We start from the raw sequence: 21,216 nt of genomic DNA on the forward strand, positions 1-21,216 counted from the left end.
ACCTGTTACTGTTTTCGGTTCCGTAGAACCGGTCGCTCACTCAAAGCTGACAGGAATATGAATCACTTCATAAACCTGACTTACTTTAGTGTGAGACTCTTGATACTTTCGCTATCTGATCCGAGGACCAGCTCGCTTTCATCAAGCGCCCACACTTATCGGCTGTTAATTTTTAAAGAGCACGTCTGCGAGAAACTCCGTGTTTCCCAGCAGCGCTGCGTTTTCAGCAGCAGAGAAGCGAGATTATGAACCGTGTTTCGCAGCTCGTCAACAACTTTCTGAACGACTTCGTTGTGACCGCGGGGCTCAACTTCCTGCGCCGCCGGGCTCGTTACCACCGAACCCCAACAGCACCGCTTCCCTTCCTCCCGCGCCGCGTTTCCGTTAGCGCGAAAGAGGCGTGATTCTAAGCAGCTCGCGGCATTCGCGCAAGGGGCTTGCAGCAACTTTTTTACGCAATTCGGCCGTCCGGCCATGCGTCGGCACCAGACCGCTTATGGTGCAAAGAACGGACTAGAATGTGAGGTTCTTCGCCTCTTTCTATATACGTCTTTAATATGCGCCAGCGAATCGCCAAACGCCTTCCCCCCGATGCCGACAAACTGGTCGGTCTGTCACTTGCGCTCTTCGCGTCGGGCAGCCGCATCGAGGATCGCTTCTGGGAAGCGAAGCTCGATGCGCTGCTCGCCAAGATTGTCCGCAACGGCAATCAGACGACGCTCGATGCCGCGCTCGACCATCTTCAACAGAATCATCCCGACGCCTACGGCGCGCTCGCCGACATGGCCGAGACGCACAGCGAGTCGATGGTGATCGAACACGACGGCCAACCGTACGATGCGCTGCTGGTCGCCGTCCCGGTTCTCGCCTGGACGCGCTACATGATTCCGTCCGGTCCGCTCAAGGGCGACGTTGCCGACGCGCTGCGAACACACCTGCAAGCGCACGTGCTGGCGGACGGCACGCTCGTCGGGCTCGCCCCATTCCTCTACAGCATCGACCAGTTGCCGCGACACCATGTGGAAACCTACCGGCTCGCCCAGCAGCTCGCACATGCGGCGATCGGCCAGCACACGCCGAAGCTGAGCTTCGGCGACCTGCCGGAAACTTCGCCGATCCTGGCCGATCCGCGCTTCCTGCTGGCAGTCGTCGCCGCGCCGGCCGGTTCGCCGCTGTTCCGCTGGCAGGAAGAAGAAAACGGCAGCCGTATCGAGCGCGGTCAGTGCCTCGAACAATGGGCCGCACAGGGCGGCCCGAACCTGTCGATCGCGCTGCCTGGCTGCGAATTCGAATGCCTGCTTCCGGACGCGTACTACTCGGCCTGCCGCGATGCGGACGAACGCGTGCGTCCGCACACCGTCCGAACGGCCATTCGTTATCTATTCGACACACTTGGTGCAGCGCCGCAAGAGCTGCGCGCGGTGGTCGCCGGCTTCGGCGAACGTCGCATCGACGAGTATCGCGTCGGCTTCACGCGGCGTGCCAGCAACGACGTGATCTATGGTGTCGTGTGGCCGCTCTACGGCCGTGAAAACGGCGACGTATCGATCGATAGCGCGACGCTCGAGGGCGAAGCGCCGATCGAAGGACCGCTCGAGGAAATCGTGAGCCTGCTGAAAGAATGCGGCGTAACCGACGTCCGGCGGCACGCGGGCCGTTTCGAACCCGAATACTGCGACGACTGCGGCGTACCGCTTTACGCCGATCCGCTCGGTGAAATCGTCCATGCGGAAATGCCGGAAGACGCGTCGCCCGCCCAACCGCACTTTCACTGATCCACCCCGCAGGCCCCGACAGCCTGCCCCGCCCAAAGCCGCTTCCGGTGACCACCGGAGCGGCTTTTTTCTTGTCCGCTGCCCCGCCGCCCAAAATTTCGAACTTTTCCTAAGCCTTTCAGCCAAGCAGACATCGTGTAAGGTCTTTGTCATTATCGGGGCCAGCTTATACCCAACGGCAATCAATGACTCACCTTATGGAGGTTGAATATGCGGTTCTTGGTACTTAACTCAGACGCCGAACGGCGTGACGGACTGAAGACCCTGTTGCGGCAGATCGACCGGCACGCCAGCATCAACGACGCGCCTGACGGTTTCCAGGCACGCCGGCTGCTGCGCACCCAGCGTTTCGACCTCGTCGCGATCGACTGGCTGGACGTGGGCCGGCTCAGCGAGCTTCAGGCGCTCGGCAACGCATGCTCGCCGACACCGGTCGCCGTTCTGGTCGACGACATCTCGCCCGAAGCCATCCAGCGCTTCTTCAATTACGGCGTCGCGGGCGTCATCCCGCATTCCACGCGGCCGCACCTGATCGTGCGTGCGCTCGAGATCGTACTGCTGGGCGGACACTACATTCCGCCGATCGCCCTCAGCCTGCTGCCGTCAACGGCAATGGCTCGCCACGACGCCCATTTCCAGACGCTCGCCGGCTCGCTTCCACGGCGCCCGCCGAGCGGCCTCCTGTCGCCGCGCCAAGCCCAGATCATGCGGTTCGTCCACATGGGCAGCACGAACAAGATGATTGCCCGTACGCTCGGCATCAGCGAAGGCACCGTGAAGATCCACCTCGCGAGCATCTTCCAGCAGCTCGGCGCCGCAAACCGCGCCGCCGCGGTCGCGATCTACAACGGCTGGCTGTCGCCCCATCTCGAGGTACTGCTGGCGAACCGCAATCGCGCCCGCAAGCTGGCCATCGGCGAACACGGCCCCGCTCCGCTGCGAACACAACGGCATGACCGTCCGTACCCGTTGCCTATCGCCAACGCCGGCACACAGGACCTGCCGCTCGCCGCCGAGCCGCCGGCACGGTTCCGGCGCGGACGCTAGGCCAACAGTCTCGATATTGCGACGGTCGGGCATGTGCAGGCTCCCACCTTTGATGCTCAACGAGTAATATGGACGCATGGGTTTTCTTTTCACACCGCTTCCGCTCTGGGTTGGCATCGGTGGCTGGATCGCCGCCGTGGCCCTGCTCGCGCTCGCGATGTGGAATCGCCCGTTCGTACGCCTGCAGGACGCCACGCTTCAGCACGTGTGGCTCGCGCTCGTCACTGCGATCACGGTCCTGTGGGCCTCGAACGCATGGCTCGAAGATGGCATCGTCATGCATCTGCTTGGCGCAACGCTGCTCGTCACGCTGTTCGACTGGACACTCGCACTGGTCGCGATGGGCGCCGTCACGGCGATGGCCGCAGTGATATTCGACGCGCCGTGGCAAGGCGTCGGCCTGACCTATCTGGTCTACGGTGCGCTGCCTGTCGGCGTGTCGGCATTGCTGCAACGCGCCGCGCTCGCCTGGCTGCCGCACAACCTCGCGTCATTCATCACCGGACAGGGCTTCCTGTCGCCCGCCATCGCGATCGTCGCGGTCGCCGCCGCGGCGGCCGGTGTTCAGCTCGCGCTCGCGGACGGCGTGCCCGTCGTGATTCCGGCCGGCTATTTGCTGAACACCGCGCTGCTCGCGCTCGGCGAAGCATGGTTCACCGGTATGGCAACGGCACTCATCGCCGTCTATCGCCCTGCATGGGTCACGACCTTCGACGTCCGGCGCTACCGCCTCGGCGGCCCGCGCGCCTGAATTTCCTCCGGATCGGCTCGACGCATCTGCGTGCCGGGGCACTTTCCGCGGCGCGCTCCGAGTACGTCGCCTACTGCCGCACAACTTTTTTACGCTAAGATTGAACTCCTGTTCTTCATCGGGCCTCTATACGTGCCCGATGTCTCCTTCGCTCCTCACCAATAACCAGATGGACAGCTCACCTGCCTCGCTCCGGATTTTCCGGGCGCTCGGCAAGCTGGCAGCCTGTATCGCGGGCCTGTCGCTTGCGCTTCCCGCTCCGGTATTTGCCGACCTGCTCGACCAGCGCTCCGAACTGATCAACAAATTCGTCAACGAGATGCATGCCGATCCGCTCGCCGCGGATTGTGCGGCGCACGGCAGCTTCATCGCCAGCACATCGACGGCGTTCGACCGCGTGGACTTCGCGCCGAACGCATTCGACAGCGGCAACGCGACGATCACGCCGTGGAACGACTCGTTCGACCAGGGCAAGCAGCGCGTGAAAGTCGACAACATCGTCACCGTCGACGGGCTCGGCATCCACAGCAACGGCAGCGATCCGACGCCGCTGAAGTTTCGCTGCGGCTATGTCGGCCAGCAAATGCTTGCGTTCAGTTGGAACGACCCGGTTCCGCCGCTGAAGCCGCGCGTCGAGCGCTCGTCGTCCTCGACGAAGAAGTTCAAGGGCAAGTCGCACCGCGGCAAAGCCAAGGCGAAGGCATCGGGCCGCACCGGCAGCAAGAAGGCCGTCTCGACGAAGAAATCAGGCGGCCAAAAGAAAGCCGTGAAGAAGAAAACCGCGAAGAAATCCTGATACGACGGAGCGGCAACGACAGCAGCAAAAAGCCGGCGCATCTCGCGATGCACCGGCTTTTTTCATGCGACGACGGCAGCGCCTACGCGAACGTGTCGACGTGCACCAGGATCGCGGCGAGCATCGCCGCGCCGAGCGCCGCGCTACGCTCGCCGTTCCAGCCGACGCGCTCGTCGGGGAGGTTCGCGTTGTCCTTGAACGGCATTTCGAGCGTCAACGACAGGCAGCCGAACTGGTGGCCGATGTACTTCGACGCGAGCTTCAGCGCATCTTCCTTGTACTTGCTCGCCGCGTAGCCATGCTCGGTCTGGAAGTCCGGGCTCGCGACCTTGAACGCTTCGATGAACGCGGCCTGCTCCTTGCCCTGCTGCTCGGTAAAGCTCGGCAGCATCTCCGAGCCGGCGACGAACACGCACGGCAGATCCTCGTCGCCGTGAATGTCGAAGAACATGTCGCAGCCGATCGCGTGGATCGCGTCGCGCACGGCCAGCACTTCGGGGCTGCGCTCGGCATCGGGCGCCATCCACTCGCGGTTCAGGTTCGCGCCGGCCGCATTGGTGCGCAGGTTACCGTGCACGCTGCCGTCCGGATTCATGTTCGGCACGATGTAGAACGTCACGCGATCGTAGAGCTTGCGCGCAACCGGATCGCCGGCCCAGTCGCCCCATCCGGCCAGCCGTTTGACCAGCCCTTCGACGAACCACTCGGCCATCGACTCGCCCGGATGCTGGCGCGCGATGATCCACACCTTCTTCTTCGGCGCGCCGTCGAGTTCCGGCGTGCCGAGCGTCAGCAGCGACATCGGACGGCCTTCGACCGTGCGGCCGAGTTCGACGACGCTCGCCTGAGGCAACTGCTGGACCGCGCCGAGAAACGCGGCGTGACGCTCTTCCGAGTACGGTTCGAAATACGCGTAGTAGATGCTGTCGAACTCCGGCGTATGGTCGATGGTCATCGTCTTGCCGTCGAACGTCGTCGGCACGCGGAACCAGTCGACGCGGTCATAGCTCGCCACCGCGTGGTAGTTGCGCCAGCCCGACGGATACGCGCATTCGGCTGCGTTCTCGAACGTCATCACGCATCGCTCGCCGCGTGCACCCGTCAAGCGGTAGTAAAACCATTGCGCGAATTCCGAACGATTGTCGCCGCGCACGCGCAGCCGGATTGCGTCGGGGCTGTCGCACGACACGACGTCGATTGCGCCTGCGTCGAAATTACTGGTGATCGAAAGGGCCATCTGTCCATCTCCTTTGTCGACCGGCGCTGGCGCTTCAGCGCTTACGCCGGTCCCATGCAAAGCGGTCGACCGAAGCAGGCGGTATGTCGCCGGTCCGGCCTCACGCATGCGCCGACCGTCTCGCGAACGGCCGGCAGGTCACTCGCCGACGCGCCGGCGATATACGTAAGTCGAATCGTTCGACGCAGCCGCATCGAACGCATAGCCTTCGGTGGCGAATTCCTTCAGCGCCTTCGGGTCGGCGATACGGTTCTCGACGACAAAACGCGCCATCAGGCCGCGCGCGCGTTTCGCATGAAAACTGATGATCTTGTAGCGGCCGCCCTTCCAGTCCTCGAATACCGGCGTGATGACCGGTGCGGCCAGCAGCTTCGGCTTGACCGACTTGAAGTATTCGGTCGACGCGCAGTTGACGAGCACGCGCGCCGCGCCGCTGCGCGTCTCGAGTTGCTCGTTCAGCGCCCGCGTGATGCGATCGCCCCAGAACGCATACAGATCCTTGCCGCGCGCGTTCGCGAACCGCGTGCCCATCTCGAGCCGGTACGGCTGCAGCAGGTCGAGCGGACGCAGCAGCCCGTACAGGCCCGACAGCACGCGCACGTGATGCTGTGCATAGTCGAGATCGGCGGACGACAGCGATTTCGCGTCGAAACCCTCGTAGACGTCGCCGTTGAACGCCAGCACAGCCTGCTTCGCGTTGGCCGGCGTGAAGGTCGGCGACCAGTCGGCGTAGCGCTGGAAATTCAGGCGCGCGAGCGGATCGGAGATATCCATCAGCGTCGCGATGTCCTGCGGCGACAGCTTGCGCAGGCCGTCGATCAACTCCGACGCATCGTCGACGAATGCAGGCTTCGTGTAAGACTGGACGTGCGCGGGCGTGTCGTAGTCGAGGGATTTGGCGGGAGAGAGAACGATTATCATAGAGGCTCGCTGGCACGCCGTGCCTTGCGGTCAGACGAAAACCACCGATTGTAACGAATGACCCGCTCTCTCGCCCCGCATGCCGCACACCGCGTCGTGCTCGACTCGAACGTCTGGATCGACATTCTCGTATTCGACGACCCCGCCACGCGCCCGATCCGCGCCGCGCTGGAGCACGGCACGCTGGCCGCCGTGATCGACGGCCGCTGCCTGACGGAACTCGAATACGTGCTCGACTATCCGCAGTTCCAGTCGCGCGCGATCGACAAGGCGGCCGCGCTCGCGACCGTCGCCCGGCTCGCGAGCCTCGTCGAACCGCCGCCCGTCGACGCCGGCGCGCCGCCGCTGCCGAAGTGCAAGGACCGCGACGACCAGAAGTTTCTCGAACTCGCGCGCGCCGCGCACGCCGATTGGCTCGTGTCGAAAGACCGCGCGCTGCTGAAGCTCGCGAAGCGCACCGCCCGCGACTTCGGTTTCCGGATCGCGCAACCCGCGCCATTTGCGCAAGCCTGCGCACTCGACGCCGCGCCGCCCGTCACGGCGACGCCGGCCTGACGCACCTCACCCGATTCCGACCGTATCGATGAACGCTCCTTCAGATATGCCAACGACACCCGTTTTCCCCTCGCGCCTGCCGAACGTCGGCACGACGATCTTCACGGTGATGAGCGCGCTTGCCGCCGAAAAAGGGGCGGTGAACCTCGGCCAGGGTTTCCCGGATTTCGATTGCGATCCGCGCATCGTCGATGCGGTGGCCGCCGCGATGCGCAACGGGCACAACCAGTACCCGCCGATGGCCGGCGTCGCGCCGCTGCGCGACGCGATCGCCGACAAGATCGCGCAGGTGTACGGCCGGCGCTACGATCCGGCCGCCGAAATCACCGTGACGGCCGGCGCGACGCAGGCGCTGCTGACGGCAATCCTGTGCGCGGTGCATCCGGGCGACGAAGTGATCGTCGTCGAGCCGACCTACGACAGCTACCTGCCGTCGATCGAGCTCGCCGGTGGCAAGCCCGTGTTCGTCACGCTGGAGGCGCCTGACTACGCGATCCCGTTCGACCGTCTCGCGGCCGCGATCACGCCGAAAACGCGGATGATCCTGATCAACACGCCGCACAACCCGACGGGCACCGTGTGGCGCGAGGCGGACATGCGCAAGCTCGAGGACATCGTGCGCGGCACCAACGTGCTGATCCTGTCCGACGAGGTCTACGAACACATGGTCTACGACGGCGCCCGCCACGAGAGCGTCGCGCGCTATCCGGAACTCGCCGCACGCAGCTTCATCGTGTCGAGCTTCGGCAAGACCTATCACGTGACCGGCTGGAAGGTCGGTTACGTCGCGGCGCCTGCCGCGCTGACCGCTGAATTCCGCAAGGTCCACCAGTTCAACGTATTCACGGTGAACACGCCGATGCAGATCGGGCTCGCCGACTACCTGCGCGACCCGACGCCGTACCTGTCGCTCGCCGGCTTCTATCAGCAAAAGCGCGACTTCTTCCGGGCCGGCCTCGAGCGCACGCGCTTCAAGCTGCTGCCGTGCACGGGCACGTACTTCCAGTGCGTCGATTACTCGGCGATCAGCGACCTGCCCGAAGCGGAATTCTCGACGTGGCTCACGTCGGAGATCGGCGTGGCCGCCATTCCAGTGTCGGCGTTCTATCACGAGCCGCACGAATCGGGCGTCGTGCGCTTCTGCTTCGCGAAGCGGGAAAGCACGCTCGCATCCGCGCTCGAGCGGCTCGCCCGCCTGTAAGACCCGCACGGGGCGGCCGCACGCCGCCCTTCGGGAAACGCGGTTACGAACGCGCGACGTTCGCCGCTTCGACATACGCCTTGCGCTCGGCTGCCACGCGCTGCGCGGCAGGGCGTTCACTCACCGTCTTCGCGTGCGACTTCCAGTCGATGCCTGCATCGAGCAGGAAGTCGCGGCCGAATATGGCCTTCGTCGCCATCCCGATCACCGGCAGATGAACCCACGCGGCAATGTCCGCGAGGCCGAACGACTCGCCGAGCACATACGGCGAAAACCGCGTCATCTGCTTGAACGCATCGATCGCGCGCGGCAGGCGCTTCTCGACGTGCGCCTTCATTCCGTCGCTGACCTTGCCGCCGAAAAACGCTTCCGTGTACACCTCGCGCGCCACCCATTCGAGATACAGCTCGAGCGTCTCGACCAGTTCGCGCACCTTCGCCGCCGCGAACGGGCTCGCGGGCAAAATGCCTTTCTCGGGATAGCGCGCCGCCAGGTATTCGATGATCACCTGGGACTCGAACAGCGCACCCTCTTCGGTCTTCAGGAACGGAATCTTGCCGAGCGGCGAATCGGCGAGCTGCACCGGATCGCTGACCGGCAAAGCGCACACCGACTCCTCGAACGGAATATCGTGCTCGAGCAGGACGAACTTCACCTTGTTGTAGTAGTTGGACAACGGGATACCGCACAGCTGTAGCATCGGAGTCTCCTTCGTTGCTGGAGCACGGCCGCATCGACGCCGGCCGCCTCGAGATTCATCGCGCCGAAAAGCACGTTCGTGCTAGTCTAAAGCAAGTTTTTCGTCCGCCACGACAACATTACATCCGCTGCGGCGACGGACCTCGCTGTTCGCGGGATACACTCGGCGTCGCCGCGCCACCCGATGGAGACACGCTCGCATGAGTGCTGAACTGCTGGCCTCGCGCCCGCCCGAGAGCGAATCGACGCTCGTCCTCACGCTGTCCAATCCCGGCGCGCGCAACGCACTGCATCCCGACATGTATGCGGCCGGCATCGAAGCGCTCGCCACCGCCGAGCGCGATCCGGCGATTCGCGCCGTCGTGCTGACGGGTGCCGATCGCTTCTTCTGCGCAGGCGGCAACCTGAACCGGTTGCTCGAGAATCGCTCGAAGGATCCGTCCTTCCAGGCCGATAGCATCGATCAGCTCGCGGCATGGGTCATGGCGATCCGCGCGTCGACGAAGCCGGTGATCGCGGCCGTCGAGGGCGCCGCGGCCGGCGCCGGCTTCTCGCTCGCGCTCGCGTGCGACCTGATCGTTGCCGCACACGACGCGAAATTCGTGATGTCGTATGCACGCGTCGGCCTGACACCCGACGGCGGCGGCTCGTGGTTTCTCGCCCGCGCGTTGCCGCGTGCGACCGCCGCCGAGATCCTGTTCGAAGGCAAACCCGTTGCCGCGGAACGCCTGCATGCGCTGGGCGTCGTCAATCGGCTCGCCGCGCCTGGCACGGCGCTGAGCGACGCCCTGGCGTGGGCCGACACGCTCGCCGGCATCTCGCCGAACGCGCTCACGCGCATCAAGTCGCTGCTCGACGACGCCACCGCCCAACCGCTGGACGCGCACCTCGGCACCGAGCGCGATCATTTCGTCGCGTCGCTGCATCACGCGGACGGGCTCGAAGGCATCAGCGCCTTTCTCGAGAAGCGCCAACCGCGCTACAAGCGCTGATCCACCGCGTCCCGACGCCACGCCACCGCGTCCATTCGGTGCGGCACGTCGACGCCGCGTGCACCGCTGGCGACGCTCGCCGACCCGGCCGCGCATGCCCGCCGGCACGGGCGTTTCCGCCACCAGCAGCCCGCGTCGATCCATGCTCTAATGACCGCCTGTCGCGGCGCCGCAGGCGCCGTTTTCGCGCATGCCACACAGGAGTTGACGATGATCGACGTCTATAGCTGGGCGACCCCGAACGGCCACAAGGTGCACATCATGCTCGAGGAAACGGGCCTCGCGTATCGCGCCCATCCGGTCGATATCGGTGCGGGCGACCAGTTCGAGCCAGCGTTCCTGAAGATCAGCCCGAACAACAAGATCCCCGCGATCGTCGATCCGGATGGCCCCGGCGGCCAACCGATCTCGCTGTTCGAATCGGGCGCGATCCTGATCTACCTCGCGGAGAAGACCGGCAAGTTCCTGCCGACCGATCCGGCCGCGCGCTATGCGACGCTCGAGTGGCTGATGTTCCAGATGGGCGGTGTCGGCCCGATGCTCGGGCAGGCGCACCACTTCCGGCTGTATGCGCCGGAGAAGATCGAGTACGCGGTCAACCGCTACACGAACGAAGCGAAGCGCCTGTACAACGTGATGGAAAAGCGGCTCGGCGAATCCGAGTATCTCGCGGGCGACACGTATACGATCGCGGACATTGCGACGTTCCCGTGGACGCGTTCGTGGCGGAACCAGGGCATCGAGCTCGACGCGTTGCCGAACGTGAAGCGCTGGCACGAGGCGATCGCCGCGCGACCGGCCGTGCAGCGTGGCGTCGAGGTACTCGCGTCGATGCGCAAGGCGCTGCAGGACGACAAGGCACGCGAGGTGCTGTTCGGCGCAACGCAATACGCGAAGCACTGACACGCAGGGTGGACGCAGCGGCATCCGCGTGCCGCTGCGGGCTTCAGAAGTAATGCAGCGTGATGAATTCCGCCGCGCATACCGGCAGCGGCGCGTCGGGACGCTCGATCTGCATCGATACCGACCACGTCACCTGAATACCGCCGCGCGCGGCGTCGGCGATTTCCTTCACCGCGAACAGCGCGCGCACGCGCGCCCCGACCGGCACCGGCTTCAAGAACCGTACGCGGTTGAGCCCGTAGTTCACGCCCATCTTCTGCTCGAAGCGCATTGCGTCGGTCATCAATGCAGGAATCAGCGACAGCGTCAGGAACCCGTGCGCGATGGGCCCACCGAACGGCGACTCGCGCCGCGCGCGTTCGGGGTCGACGTGAATCCATTGGTGATCGCCGGTCGCGTCGGCGAAACCGTCGACGCGCGGCTGGTCGATCTCGATCCAGCCGCTCGCGAGCGGTTCCGCGCCAACCCGCGCCTGCAGCGCCTGCGCGGACGCGATCAGCGGCAAGGTCACGTCGGTCATGCGTTCGCGCCTGCCGGATGGCGCAGCCCGAAAATCACCTTGGTGTGCACGCTGATCACCGTCTCGCCGGCTTCGTTCACGCCGACCCATTCCGTCGACACGATGCCGCGATCGGGCTTGCTCTCCGACACGCGCTTGTCGTGCACCTTCTGGTACATCGTGATCGTGTCGCCGGCGCGCACCGGCTTCAGCCAGCGGATCGAATCGATGCCCGGCGAGCCCATGCTGGTCGAATCCGGCCCCAGCTTCTGGACCAGCAGGCTCATGAACACCGAACACGTATGCCAGCCGCTCGCGACGAGCCCGCCGAAGTGCGATGCCTTCCCTGCTTCCTCGTCGACATGGAACGGCTGCGGATCGTAGCGCTGCGCGAACGTCTTGATGTCGTCCGGCTCGAACGTGTAGCGGCCCACTTCGGTGGTACTGCCCACCACCAGATCTTCGTAACTGATGCCCACTGATAAGTCTCCTTGTCTGGCGCGCTCGCGCGTCGCCGTCATGCTACGTCGGTCTGCGCGAAATCGGGCAGCGCCGCGAGGCGGGCGAGGTGATGATCGGTATCGCCGAGCGTCGTCTCGATGATCGACAGCCGCTTGAACAGGTGCGCGGCGGCCACCTCGTTGGTCACGCCCATGCCGCCGTGCAACTGGATCGCCTGCTGGCCGACGAAGCGCGCGGCCGATCCGACCCGCGCCTTCGCGGCCGACACGGCCTTGCGCCGCGCATCGGCATCGCCGTTCGCATAGCGCACCGCCGCGAGATAGGTCAGCGAACGCGCCTGCTCGGCATGAATCAGCATGTCGACCATCCGGTGCTGTAGCGCCTGAAAGCGCGCGATCGGCACACCGAACTGCTCACGCGTCTTCGTGTATTCGACCGTCGCGCGATTCAGCTCGTCGAGCGCGCCAACCGCTTCCGCGCATAGCAGAAAGGTCGCGTAATCGGCAATCTGCTCGAGCGCCGCCGCGTCTCGCGCCCCGCCCGTCAGCAGTCGGGCCGGCGTGGCGTCGAACGTGAGCGTCGCGGCGCGCTGGCCGTCGATGGTCCGGTAGTCGACCACCTTCGCGTTGGCCGCATCGCGTTCGACGACGAAGAGGCCGATGCCGCCGCCGTCGACACGCGCGGGCACGATCCAGACGTGCGCCTGGGCGCCGTGCTGAACGACCGACTTGATACCGGTCAGCCGGTACGTGCCGTCCTGCTCGCGCGCGCGCGTGTCGAGTTCGTACAGGTCGTAGCGCGCCTGCGGCTCATGGAACGCGACCGCCACGCGCTTTTGTCCTTGTGCAATCGCCTCCAGCAGCGCGGCGTCGTCGCCCGCGCCGGAGCCGGCGATCCGCAACGCCTCGACGCCGACCGCCGTGGCCCAGTACGGCTCGATCACGAGCGCGCGGCCGAGTTCCTGCATCACGACCAGCATGTCGACCGGCCCGCCGCCGAAGCCGCCCTGGGCGTCCGGCACCGGCAACGCGGTCAATCCGAGTTCGGTGAATGCGCTCCACTGCGCGTCGGACACACCGGTATCGCTGCGCACGATCGCCTGACGCGCCTCGAAGCCGTATTGCTCGCCGAGATACCGACGCAGCGCATCGGCGAACTGCTGCTGCTCATCGGTAAAGCTGAAATCCATGGTTGTCTCCGTTCCCTGATCACAGCCCCAGAATCATCTGCGCGATGATGTTTTTCTGGATCTCGTTCGACCCGCCGTAGATCGACGTCTTCCGGTAATTGAAGTAGTACGCGGCGAGCGGCGCCGCATCGTCGTCGCCGGCGATGCTGTGCTCGCGCTCGCCGGCGAGGAACGGCACGTCGAACGGTGCGGCCAGCGGGCCGATCGCTTCGACCATCAGCTCGGTGAGCGCCTGTTGCACCTCGGTGCCCTTGATCTTCAGCATCGACGCTTCGGGGCCCGGCCCCTTGCCGCTCGTCTCGCGGCTGACGACGCGCAGCACCGTCACTTCCAGCGCCATCAGCTCGACCTCGAGCGCCGCGACCTTCGCGGCGAACACGGGATCGGCGAGCAACGGCTTGCCGTTCTTGCGCTGGTTCGACGCGATGCGCTTCAGGAACGCGAGCTCCCGCTTCGACGCGCCGACGCGCGCGATGCCGGTGCGCTCGTGGCCGAGCAGGTATTTCGCGTAGGTCCACCCGCGGTTCTCGTCGCCGACGAGGTTCTCGACCGGCACCTTCACGTCCTCGAAGAACACCTCGTTGACCTCGTGGTCCTCGTCGAGCATCACGATCGGGCGCACCGTGATGCCGGGCGTTTTCATGTCGATCAGCAGGAACGAGATGCCTTCCTGCTTCTTCGCGGCCGGATCGGTGCGCACGAGGCAGAACATCATGTCGGCGTACTGGCCGAGCGTGGTCCAGGTCTTCTGGCCGTTGACGACGTAATGATCGCCGTGGCGCTCGGCGCGCGTGCGCAGCGATGCGAGATCGGACCCGGAACCCGGCTCCGAATAACCCTGGCACCACCAGTCCGAGCCGTCGAGAATACGCGGCAGATAGCGGCGCTTCTGCGCTTCGCTGCCGTATTTCATCAGGACCGGCGCGACCATCGACACCCCGAAAGGCAGCACGGTCGGCGCACCGATGCGCGCGCACTCCTCGTCCCAGATGTGCCGCTGCGTCGCGTTCCAGCCCGGGCCGCCATATTCGACTGGCCAGGCGGGCGCGGACCAGCCGCGCTGGCCGAGAATCCGGTGCCAGCTCGCGAAATCCTCGCGGTCGAGTCGTTTGTGATCGAGTACCTTGGCGCGCAGTGCGTGAGGCAGGTTGGCCTCGAGCCAGGCGCGGACGTCGGCGCGGAACGCGTCGTCGGCGGGGGAATAATCCAGATCCATGCGCAGTGTCTCCTGTCGACCCGAGTTAACGCTTTAGCGCCTGCTCTGATCTCATGCAAAGCTGTCCGCGGCCGTCCCCGGCCAAGGACACACTGCGTACGTCATTGCAGCGGTTCTTTCAGCGCGGCAGGAATCGGCAGCGGCATCACGTCGATGCCTTCTTCGAGCAAGGACTGCGCATCCTCCGGCGTCGTGACGCCACGAATGCTGCGTGCCGGCGCCTCGTTGTAATGAATGCGCCGCGCTTCCTCGGCGAAGCGCTCGCCCACGTTCTCGGTCTTCTCCAGCACCTCGCGCAGCGCGCGCATCACCTGCGCCTGCAGCGCACGCGGATCGGCCGGCTGCGGCTGCGTCGCGCCCGACAGGTTCAGGCGCGGCGCCGACGGCATCCGGTTGATCTCCGTCGTTCCGCACACCGGACATTCGACCAGCTTGCGGGACAACTGCGCTTCGAATTCATCGGCGGAAGCGAACCAGCCTTCGAACCGATGACCGTGCGGACACTGTAAATCGAGGACCTTCATGCTGAATCAGGGCGTGTGACGAGTGTAGCGCAAAAAGCGGTTTTGTGAACGATCGTGCTAAATCCGGATTGCGCAGCGCGAACGCACTGCGTCGCCAGATTGTAACGCGGCGCCCAGGCCGCCGCCGACGCCGCGCTCAGGGCGTGACGATCGGGCCGAGCGGCCACGTGCCGGACAGCACCTTGTCGAGCCACATGGTGCCGATGATCGTCTTCACGTCGGAGATCTGGCCCGTGCGCACCCACTCCTGCAGGTCGTCCAGCGTCGCGGTGAAGGTTTCGAGGAATTCGCCTTCGTCGAGCTTGCGCTCGCCGGCCGTCAGCCCGCGCGCGAGGTACAGGTCGATGAATTCGGTCGAATAGGAAATGATCGGATGAATGCGGGCCAGGAACACGTACTCGCGCGCCGTGTAGCCGGTTTCCTCGCGCAGCTCGCGCGCCGCGCACGCGAGCGCGCCTTCGTTCGGATCGAGCTTGCCGGCCGGGAATTCGGCCATCACCTTGCCGATCGGATAGCGGAACTGGCTCTCCATCAGCACGCGGCCGTCGTCGAACAGCGGGATCACCATCACCGCGCCCGGATGCTGCACGTATTCGCGCGTGGCTTTCTTGCCGTCCGGCAGACGGACGGTATCGCGCTTGAGCTTGAGGAACGCGCCTTCGAAGATCGCCTCGCTCTCGAGGCAGGTTTCGGTCAGTGCGGCGTCGTGATTGGGTAGTTCGGCCATCGGCGGCTCCTGGATGAGCACGACGGACGGCCGAAGCCGTCAGCGTCGTTTGACGAGATACTGGAACGTGAAGCCGGGAAACGCGAACACGACGAAGAGACTGAACGTGATCGCGTAAAACTGCCAGCCCTGTTCGAAGCGGTTGCCGGCGCGCGACTCGAGCCAGAAGCCGAGCGCGCCGACGATGAAGTACAGCACGATCAGCTCGCCGATCCGCACCCACGCACTCTTCTTCGTCGCGCCGAACGGCACGACGGCGAAGAGGCGTTGGTTCAGGAACGGCAGGTTGGCGCATACGAGCGCCAACAGCACGATGAACCAGCCGGCTGCCGACATTACAGCGGCAGCGTGTGGCGGATTGCCTGCAGGCAGGCGGTCAGCAGCGGGCTCGGGATCAGGCCGAGCACGACGACGGCCAGGCCGTTCAGCACGAGGATCGTGCGCTTGCAGAAATCGCCCGAGATCGGCGTCGAATCCTGCGGCGCATCGAAGTACATCAGCTTCACGATGCGCAGGTAGTAGAACGCGCCGAACAGCGACGTGATCACGGCCAGCACGGCCAGCCACGTGAGGCCCGCGTTGACGGTCGCCTCGAGCACCGCGAGCTTCGCGTAGAAGCCGACGGTCGGCGGAATGCCGGCCAGCGAGAACATCATGACCATCATCACGAACGCGAACACCGGGCTGCGCTTGTTGAGGCCCTTGAAGTCGTCGATCGTTTCGGCTTCGAAATCGCGGCGCGCGAGCAGCATCACCACGCCGAACGAGCCGAGCGTCGTGATCAGGTAGACGATCGCGTAGAACATCGCCGAGCTGTAGGCGTTCGCCGGCGCCGCCGCGTCGCCCTTCACGATGCCGGCGAGCAGGCCGAGCAGCACGAAGCCCATGTTCGAGATCGCCGAGTACGCGAGCATCCGCTTGATGTTGCGCTGGACGATACCGGTGATGTTGCCGACGATCAGCGACAGCGCGGCGAGGATCACGAGCGCGGTCTGCCAGTTCTGGGCGAGCGGCAGCAGGCCCATCACCAGGAAGCGCAGGCCCCACGCGAACGCGGCAACCTTCGGACCGCCGCCGACGAACAGCGTCATCGCGGTCGGCGCGCCCTGGTAGACGTCCGGCACCCACATGTGGAACGGCACGGCGCCGAGCTTGAACGCGATACCGGCGACGATGAAGATCACGCCGAACATCAGCACGGCCGCGTCGGTGTTGCCGCCGACCGCCTTGTACACTTCGCCGAGCTCGAGCGAGCCGGTCGCGCCGTAGAGCATCGAGATGCCGTACAGCACGAAGCCCGATGCGAGCGCCCCCAGCACGTAGTACTTCATCGCGGCTTCGCTCGACTGCGCGGCGTCGCGGCGCAGCGCGATGACGGCGTACAGCGACAGCGACATCAGTTCGAGACCGAGGTACAGCGTCAGGAAGTTGTTGCCCGACACCATGACCAGTTGGCCGAGCAGCGAGAACATGCCGAGCAGGAACACGTCGCCGCGGAACATGTCGCGGTCTTCGAGGTACTTGCGCGAATAGACGAGCGAGACCGCGAAACCGAACGACACGACGGCCTTCATCATGCTCGCGAACGAGTCGACGACGACCATCTTCGAGAAGAAGTAGTACTGCTGCGGGTCGAGCGCCTGGACCGCGAACCACACGCCGGCGACGACCGACGAGACGACCGCGATCAGATAGGTCAGGCGGCGGCCGGACGCACCGGTAAAGGTGTCGTTCAGCCATGCGACGACGATGGCGGCCAGCACCAGCGCGTCAGGCAACAGAACATTCATAGGGGCGTTTTGCATGATCTTGAGTTCCTCCGCTCGCGATTACTGGGCCAGCGGCAGCTTCGACTGCGCGACGTGGGAGAGGAGGTTTTCCACGGAAACGTGCATCACGTCGGTGAAAGGCTTCGGATACAGGCCCATCAGCAGCGTGAACGCGGCGAGCACGGCCAGCATCAGGAATTCACGACGGCCGATGTCCTTCAGCTTGGCGACGTGATCGTTCGCGACCGCGCCGAAATACACGCGCTTGTACATCCACAGCGTGTAGGCCGCGCCGAGGATCAGCGTGAATGCCGCACCGAATGCGATCCAGAAGTTGTACTGGACGGCGGCGAGAATCACCATGAACTCGCCGACGAAACCCGACGTGCCCGGCAGGCCGCAGTTGGCCATCGAGAACAGCATCGCGAACGCCGCGAACTTCGGCATCACGTTGACGACGCCGCCGTAATCGGCGATCTGGCGCGAGTGCACGCGGTCGTACAGCACGCCGATGCACAGGAACATCGCGCCCGACACGAAGCCGTGCGAGATCATCTGGACGATCGCGCCTTCGACGCCGAGCTGGTTGAAGATGAAGAAGCCGAGCGTGACGAAACCCATGTGCGCGATCGACGAATACGCGACCAGCTTCTTCATGTCGGCCTGCACCATCGCGACGAGACCGATGTAGATCACCGCGATCAGCGACAGCGTGATCACGACGGGCGCCAGGAAGTGGCTCGCGTCGGGCGTGATCGGCAGCGAGAAGCGCAGGAAACCGTATGCGCCGAGCTTGAGCATGATCGCCGCCAGCACGACCGAGCCGCCCGTCGGCGCTTCCACGTGCGCGTCCGGCAGCCACGTGTGCACCGGCCACATCGGCACCTTCACCGCGAACGCGAGGAAGAACGCAATGAACAGCAGGATCTGCGGCGTCATCGCGATCTTCGCGTTCTGCCACGTCGCGAGGTCGAACGAGTGCGTTTCCGTGTACAGGTAGATCAGCGCGACCAGCATCAGCAGCGAACCGGCCAGCGTGTACAGGAAGAACTTGAACGCCGCATACACGCGGTTCGGGCCGCCCCACACGCCGATGATGATGTACATCGGGATCAGGGTCGCCTCGAAGAACACGTAGAACAGCAGGCCGTCGGCCGCCGAGAACACGCCGATCATGATCCCGGACAGGATCAGGAACGCGGCGAGGTACTGCGCGACGTTCTCGGTGATCACTTCCCATGCGGCGATCACGACGATCACCGTGATCAGCGCGGTCAGCACGACGAACCACATCGAGATGCCGTCGACGCCGAGGTGATACGCGATGTCGAAGCGTTCGATCCAGGTCGACTTCTCGACGAACTGCAGCGCAGCCGTGCTGGAGTCGAAGCCCGTGATCAGCGGGATCGTGACCGCGAGACCGAGCAGCGCGCCGATCAGCGCGACCCAGCGAGCCGTCCCCGGATTTTTGTCGTTACCCACCGCCAGCACGAGGAGGCCGAAAACGATCGGCAGCCAGATCGCGGTACTGAGAATCGGAAAAGCGTGCATTAGTGTTGTCTCCCCGCCTTATTTGCCGCCGAGCGTTACAAACAGGGTCAGGAGCCCCAGCATGCCGATGATCATGGCGAACGCGTAGTGATAGATGTAACCGGATTGGAGGAAGCGGATCACGCCGGCGAACCAGCCGATGAACCGGGCGCTGCCGTTGACGAGGCCGTCGATCACCACGACGTCGCCCTCCTTCCACAGGCCGCGGCCAATCGCCACCGAACCGCGGGCGAACACCACTTCGTTGATCTTGTCCATGTAGTACTTGTTGTCCAGCAGCGTGTAGATCGGGCCGAACGCGCGGCGGATCGACGCCGGCAGCTCCGGACGCTTCAGGTACAGGAACCACGCGACGACGACACCGGCAAGCGCGAGCCACACCGGCAGGCCCGACACCGAGTGCAGGCCCATGCCCACCCAGCCGTGGAACTCCTCGGCCATCTCGGCCAGCGCCGGATGGTTTTCGCCGATGAAGATCACCTTGTCGAATGCGACGCCGTGCTGGAAGAAATCACCGAACAGCATCGGGCTGATCGCGATCGCGCCGATGATCACCGACGGGATCGCCAGCAGGACCAGCGGCACCCACACGACCCACGGGGTCTCGTGCGGCTCGTGCGCGTGGTCGTCATGACCGTGGCCATGGCCGTGATCGTCGTGGCCATGTGCAGCGGCCATGCCCATCGGCGATTCCGGATGCTTCGGCTTGCGGAAGCGCTCTTCGCCGTGGAACACCAGGAAGTACATGCGGAACGAGTACAGCGCGGTGACGAACACGCTCGCGACGACCGCGAAGTACGCGAAGCCCGAGCCCGGCAGGTGCGACAGCTTCACCGCGTCGATGATCGAGTCCTTCGAGTAGAAGCCCGAGAAGAACGGCGTGCCGATCAGCGCGAGCGAGCCGACGAGCGACGTGATCCACGTTTTCGGCATGTACTTGCGCAGGCCGCCCATGTTGCGCATGTCCTGGTCGTGGTGCATGCCCATGATGACCGAGCCGGCGCCGAGGAACAGCAGCGCCTTGAAGAACGCGTGCGTCATCAGGTGGAACACGGCGACCGGGTAAGCGGACACGCCGAGCGCGACGGTCATGTAGCCGAGCTGCGACAGCGTCGAGTACGCGACCACGCGCTTGATGTCGTTCTGGACGATGCCGAGGAAGCCCATGAAGAGCGCCGTGATCGCACCGATGACCGTGATGAACGACAGCGCGGTATCCGACAGCTCGAACAGCGGCGACATGCGCGACACCATGAAGATGCCGGCCGTCACCATCGTCGCCGCGTGAATCAGCGCCGAGATCGGGGTCGGGCCTTCCATCGAATCGGGCAGCCACACGTGCAGCGGGAACTGGGCCGATTTACCCATCGCGCCGATGAACAGGCAGATACAGGCAACGGTCAGCAGGCCCCAGTCGGTGCCCGGGAAGTGCAGGCTCGCGAGCTCCGCGCGCTTCGCGAACACTTCGCCGTAGTTCATCGAGCCGGCGAACGCGAGCAGCAGGCCGATGCCGAGCAGGAAGCCGAAGTCGCCCACGCGGTTCACGAGGAACGCCTTCATGTTCGCGTAGATCGCGCTTTCGCGCGTGAAGTAGAAGCCGATCAGCAGGTACGACACCAGACCCACCGCTTCCCAGCCGAAGAACAGCTGCAGGAAGTTGTTGCTCATCACGAGCATCAGCATCGAGAACGTGAACAGCGAGATGTACGAGAAGAAGCGCTGGTAGCCGTCCTCTTCCGCCATGTAGCCGATCGTGTATACGTGCACCATCAGCGAGACGAAGGTCACGACGACCATCATCATCGCGGTCAGCGAATCGACGAGGAAGCCGACCTCGAGCTTCAGCGAGCCGACGTTCATCCATTCGTAGACGGTCGCGTTGAAACTCGCGCCGCCCATCACGTCGAGGAAGACTTTCGCCGACAGGAGGAACGCGATCAATACGCCGAGGATCGTGATCCGGTGTGCGCCCTTGCGCCCGACTGCGTTCCCGAACAGCCCCGCAATCAGCGAGCCGGCCAGCGGAGCGAGCGGAATCGCCAGCAGCAGGTTTTCATTGAGTGTCGTTGACATAACAGCGTTGCCTGAAATTAACCTTTGAGCTGATCGAGATCCTCGACATTGATCGTGTCGAGCTTACGGAACAGGGTCACCAGAATCGCGAGACCGATCGCGGCTTCCGCTGCGGCGACGGTCAGCACGAAGAACACGAAGATCTGGCCGTGCACGTCGCCGAGGTAATGCGAGAACGCGACGAAGTTGGTGTTCACCGCCAGCAGCATCAGTTCGATCGACATCAGGATGATGATGACGTTGCGGCGGTTCAGGAAGATCCCGACGATCGCGATCGCAAAGAGGATCGCGCCGAGCACAAGGTAGTGAGCAAGAGTCAGCATGGTTTT

General features: G+C 64.6%; 22 protein-coding genes. 8 read left to right on the plus strand and 14 right to left on the minus strand.

Annotated features, from left to right (window positions below; genetic code table 11):
• Window positions 1-557 precede the first annotated feature (557 nt).
• From CFB52_RS11450 to CFB52_RS11465, 4 genes are all read left to right on the plus strand, one after another.
• Complete coding sequence (locus CFB52_RS11450; protein ID WP_060312122.1) at window positions 558-1,775, plus strand: DUF2863 family protein; 1,218 nt, start codon at window positions 558-560, stop codon at window positions 1,773-1,775.
• Window positions 1,776-1,985: 210 nt separating this feature from the next.
• Window positions 1,986-2,822, plus strand: a complete 837-nt coding sequence (locus CFB52_RS11455) for a response regulator transcription factor (RefSeq protein ID WP_059583567.1) — start codon at window positions 1,986-1,988, stop codon at window positions 2,820-2,822.
• A 76-nt stretch (window positions 2,823-2,898) separates the two neighbouring features.
• On the plus strand, window positions 2,899-3,573 hold the full coding sequence (locus CFB52_RS11460) for an energy-coupling factor ABC transporter permease (RefSeq protein ID WP_059583569.1): 675 nt from the start codon (window positions 2,899-2,901) through the stop codon (window positions 3,571-3,573).
• 139 nt (window positions 3,574-3,712) lie between these two features.
• A complete protein-coding gene (locus tag CFB52_RS11465) occupies window positions 3,713-4,369 on the plus strand; it encodes a BspC domain-containing protein (protein WP_059583571.1) in 657 nt (218 codons plus the stop codon).
• Between the two features lie 82 nt (window positions 4,370-4,451).
• Here CFB52_RS11465 and CFB52_RS11470 read toward each other — a convergent pair whose 3' ends face one another.
• Both CFB52_RS11470 and yaaA read right to left on the minus strand, forming a co-directional pair.
• Window positions 4,452-5,606 carry a M14-type cytosolic carboxypeptidase gene (locus tag CFB52_RS11470; RefSeq protein WP_099316650.1) on the minus strand — a complete coding sequence of 385 codons (1,155 nt, stop codon included), beginning with the start codon at window positions 5,604-5,606 and terminating at the stop codon, window positions 4,452-4,454.
• A gap of 138 nt (window positions 5,607-5,744) precedes the next feature.
• Window positions 5,745-6,527: a peroxide stress protein YaaA gene (gene yaaA / locus CFB52_RS11475; RefSeq protein ID WP_059583575.1), complete on the minus strand. Its 783-nt coding sequence runs from the start codon at window positions 6,525-6,527 to the stop codon at window positions 5,745-5,747.
• 57 nt (window positions 6,528-6,584) lie between these two features.
• Between yaaA and CFB52_RS11480 the strand changes: the two genes are divergently transcribed.
• Both CFB52_RS11480 and CFB52_RS11485 read left to right on the plus strand, forming a co-directional pair.
• Complete coding sequence (locus CFB52_RS11480) at window positions 6,585-7,082, plus strand: putative toxin-antitoxin system toxin component, PIN family (RefSeq protein ID WP_059583577.1); 498 nt, start codon at window positions 6,585-6,587, stop codon at window positions 7,080-7,082.
• Window positions 7,083-7,110: 28 nt separating this feature from the next.
• Window positions 7,111-8,283: a pyridoxal phosphate-dependent aminotransferase gene (locus CFB52_RS11485; protein ID WP_059583579.1), complete on the plus strand. Its 1,173-nt coding sequence runs from the start codon at window positions 7,111-7,113 to the stop codon at window positions 8,281-8,283.
• Between the two features lie 43 nt (window positions 8,284-8,326).
• Here the strand turns inward: CFB52_RS11485 and CFB52_RS11490 are convergent, their stop codons facing one another.
• The gene (locus CFB52_RS11490) at window positions 8,327-8,983 is read right to left on the minus strand and encodes a glutathione S-transferase (protein ID WP_099316651.1); all 657 of its coding nucleotides are present in this window, start codon (window positions 8,981-8,983) and stop codon (window positions 8,327-8,329) included.
• 199 nt (window positions 8,984-9,182) lie between these two features.
• On the opposite strand from CFB52_RS11490, the gene CFB52_RS11495 reads away from it, so the two are divergent.
• Complete coding sequence (locus CFB52_RS11495; protein WP_099316652.1) at window positions 9,183-9,974, plus strand: oxepin-CoA hydrolase, alternative type; 792 nt, start codon at window positions 9,183-9,185, stop codon at window positions 9,972-9,974.
• Window positions 9,975-10,184: 210 nt separating this feature from the next.
• Complete coding sequence (locus CFB52_RS11500) at window positions 10,185-10,877, plus strand: glutathione binding-like protein (protein ID WP_059583763.1); 693 nt, start codon at window positions 10,185-10,187, stop codon at window positions 10,875-10,877.
• 43 nt (window positions 10,878-10,920) lie between these two features.
• Here CFB52_RS11500 and CFB52_RS11505 read toward each other — a convergent pair whose 3' ends face one another.
• The 11 genes from CFB52_RS11505 to nuoK all read right to left on the minus strand — a co-directional run bounded on the left by CFB52_RS11505 (window position 10,921) and on the right by nuoK (window position 21,210).
• Entirely contained in the window at window positions 10,921-11,397 is a 477-nt protein-coding gene (locus CFB52_RS11505; protein WP_059583586.1) for a MaoC family dehydratase, read from the minus strand.
• Complete coding sequence (locus CFB52_RS11510) at window positions 11,394-11,855, minus strand: MaoC family dehydratase (protein ID WP_059583588.1); 462 nt, start codon at window positions 11,853-11,855, stop codon at window positions 11,394-11,396. Before CFB52_RS11510 ends, CFB52_RS11505 begins: the two co-directional genes overlap by 4 nt.
• Window positions 11,856-11,893: 38 nt before the next feature.
• Window positions 11,894-13,027 carry an acyl-CoA dehydrogenase family protein gene (locus tag CFB52_RS11515; RefSeq protein WP_099316653.1) on the minus strand — a complete coding sequence of 378 codons (1,134 nt, stop codon included), beginning with the start codon at window positions 13,025-13,027 and terminating at the stop codon, window positions 11,894-11,896.
• 19 nt (window positions 13,028-13,046) lie between these two features.
• A complete protein-coding gene (locus tag CFB52_RS11520; protein ID WP_059583591.1) occupies window positions 13,047-14,243 on the minus strand; it encodes an acyl-CoA dehydrogenase family protein in 1,197 nt (398 codons plus the stop codon).
• A gap of 101 nt (window positions 14,244-14,344) precedes the next feature.
• A complete protein-coding gene (locus CFB52_RS11525) occupies window positions 14,345-14,767 on the minus strand; it encodes a DUF1178 family protein (protein WP_059583593.1) in 423 nt (140 codons plus the stop codon).
• Between the two features lie 136 nt (window positions 14,768-14,903).
• Window positions 14,904-15,494, minus strand: coding sequence for an NUDIX domain-containing protein (locus tag CFB52_RS11530; protein WP_099316654.1), 591 nt, complete (start codon window positions 15,492-15,494; stop codon window positions 14,904-14,906).
• A gap of 39 nt (window positions 15,495-15,533) precedes the next feature.
• Window positions 15,534-15,830, minus strand: a complete 297-nt coding sequence (locus CFB52_RS11535) for a DUF2818 family protein (RefSeq protein ID WP_059583597.1) — start codon at window positions 15,828-15,830, stop codon at window positions 15,534-15,536.
• Window positions 15,830-17,284: an NADH-quinone oxidoreductase subunit NuoN gene (gene nuoN, locus CFB52_RS11540; RefSeq protein ID WP_059583598.1), complete on the minus strand. Its 1,455-nt coding sequence runs from the start codon at window positions 17,282-17,284 to the stop codon at window positions 15,830-15,832. The genes CFB52_RS11535 and nuoN overlap by 1 nt, the downstream gene beginning before the upstream one ends.
• A 39-nt stretch (window positions 17,285-17,323) precedes the next feature.
• A complete protein-coding gene (locus tag CFB52_RS11545) occupies window positions 17,324-18,814 on the minus strand; it encodes an NADH-quinone oxidoreductase subunit M (protein ID WP_099316655.1) in 1,491 nt (496 codons plus the stop codon).
• Window positions 18,815-18,832: 18 nt separating this feature from the next.
• A complete protein-coding gene (gene nuoL / locus CFB52_RS11550) occupies window positions 18,833-20,887 on the minus strand; it encodes an NADH-quinone oxidoreductase subunit L (RefSeq protein WP_059646611.1) in 2,055 nt (684 codons plus the stop codon).
• Window positions 20,888-20,904: 17 nt separating this feature from the next.
• Window positions 20,905-21,210, minus strand: coding sequence for an NADH-quinone oxidoreductase subunit NuoK (gene nuoK, locus CFB52_RS11555; RefSeq protein ID WP_006478272.1), 306 nt, complete (start codon window positions 21,208-21,210; stop codon window positions 20,905-20,907).
• Window positions 21,211-21,216 lie beyond the last annotated feature (6 nt).

This window comes from Burkholderia sp. AU18528, from assembly GCF_002223215.2.
GTDB lineage: Bacteria > Pseudomonadota > Gammaproteobacteria > Burkholderiales > Burkholderiaceae > Burkholderia > Burkholderia semiarida.